At 63.1% G+C, this 1955-nt stretch carries 1 protein-coding gene and 1 pseudogene; both read left to right on the top strand.

Going from position 1 to position 1955, the window contains the following annotated elements; genetic code table 11:
* Positions 1–141: 141 nt before the first annotated feature.
* Positions 142–648 (top strand): annotated as a pseudogene (locus IQ254_RS30940) (efflux RND transporter periplasmic adaptor subunit); the annotation flags it as partial.
* A 145-nt stretch (positions 649–793) separates the two neighbouring features.
* The coding region (locus IQ254_RS30935) for a peptidoglycan-binding protein (protein ID WP_228041260.1) at positions 794–1955 on the top strand (1162 nt) is incomplete at its 3' end.

Genomic DNA, 1955 nt, shown 5'->3' with positions numbered 1-1955 from the left:
TGGTTTGGTAGGATGCAGGAAACATATTGGTTTAGGGGAGCTGCACTGAGGCTCCCTATTTTTTGTCCCCTTTATTGTCTCAAAGCCCTGTACCGCATGACGTTGAGTACCCTTGTCACCCGTTAAGTAGATGAAGGTGTCGTTGTCAGCGGCGGGCAGACCGTACTACAGCTGACTGAGGGAGGCGAAACCGAGGCCCGCATTGGCCTGCCCGCCGATGGGGCAAAGGCTGTCTCTGTGGGCAGCACCCAGACTGTGGCCGTCGGCGACAGTACCTTCTCCGCCACGGTCACCGCGCTGCTGCCCGAGCTGGACTCCACCAGCCGCACCGTTACTGTCGTGCTGAGCCTCGATACCCCAGCGGAGCTAACCCTGGGTCAAACCGCCCGGCTGGTGCTGCAAGACACTCAGCCCACCGCCGGGTTTTGGCTGCCCGCCACCGCTCTAGTGCAGGGAGAGCAGGGGCTGTGGTCGGTGTACGTGGCCGACGCCAGCGAAGATACCACCACGGCGGCCCGCCAGCCGGTGGAGATTGTCTACACCGAGGGCGATCGCGTGCTGGTGCGGGGCCTAGTAGAGGCGGGCGATCGCGTGATTACGTCCGGCACTCACCGAGTCGCGCCGGGTCAAGCCGTTAGCGTCCTCTAGCTGAGGGATTCTCGCGATGCCAGCGCTGCTAACGGATAGCACTACAGGGCCACAGGCCAGTCGCTTTTTGCCCGGCCAAAGGACGCCCCACAGAGCCGATACACTTGCGGTAAGTTCACACAACTTTCTATGCGAGGCGATCACTATGACCGGGGTGCCCACACCAGGTCTCGACCTGATCAAAACCTTTGAGGGCTTGAGCTTGCAAGCCTATCCAGATCCTAAAACCGGAAACTTGCCCATTACCATCGGCTGGGGTTCGACCCGCGATAAGAATGGTCAGCCCTTTAAGCTGGGCGATCGCATCAGCCGGGAGGAGGCCGACGAGATGCTGATGACGCAGGTCGCCAACACCTATCTGCCACCCCAGCGGCGCATCCCCAGCTGGGACAGTCTAAATGACAACCAGCGCGGGGCGATTTTGAGCTTTGCCTACAATCTGGGCGCCAATTTCTACGGGGCCAGCGGCTTTGAAACCATTTCGCGGGTGTTGCGAAACCAGGACTGGCAAGACCTCGAGGCAGCCCTGATTCTCTACCGCAACCCCGGCACCAGTGTAGAAGAAGGGCTGCTGCGCCGTCGCCTCTCGGAGGCCAACGTGTTTCTCGCCGGTACGCCCGGGGTTGCCCTCAGCCCCGTCGGGCAAACCTACCTGGCGAGCGGGCGCACCCCCAGCGGCGGCTCCAACCTCAGTCTAGAGGCCCAGGCCTATCTGGCCAATCGGCCCAGGATTTCGAAGGACGGCGCTGGGGGCGGTGCTGGGGGTGGCGCTGCGGGCGGTAGTGCTACCGTTACCCCAGGCATGCGACTCTTGGCCCTGACCAATCCCTACCTGACGGGACAAGATGTGCAGAAGCTTCAGTCTGATCTGGTGCGCTGGGGGGCGCAGATCACCCCCGACGGCGTGTTTGGCCCCGCCACCAAGCAGGCGGTGGAGCAATTTCAGCGATCGCAGGGGCTGGTTGCCGATGGCATCGTCGGTCCCCAGACCTGGGCCTTTTTGCAGCGACAGCCCTCCCCATCCCGGTCCTCGACAGCTCAAGTGCTGCGACTCACCCATCCCTTTACGACCGGCGATGCGGTGCGGACGGTGCAGCAGGCCCTAGTCCGAGCCGGTATTGCGATCGCTACCGACGGCGTATTTGGCCCCGCTAGCGATCGCGCCGTGCGTCAGTTCCAGGCCAGCCGGGGCCTGGTCGCCGACGGCGTAGTCGGCCCCCAGACCTGGGCCTTGCTTCAAAATCCAGGGCAAAATCAGGCCCCCGCCCCGCCTGCGGCCCCACCCATGCCCTCCTTTATTCGAGTGC

It is taken from the genome of Nodosilinea sp. LEGE 07088 (assembly GCF_015207395.1).
Lineage (GTDB): Bacteria > Cyanobacteriota > Cyanobacteriia > Phormidesmidales > Phormidesmidaceae > Nodosilinea.
Note: the sequence above shows the minus strand (reverse complement) of the source record. Positions and strands in the feature narration are given on the sequence as shown.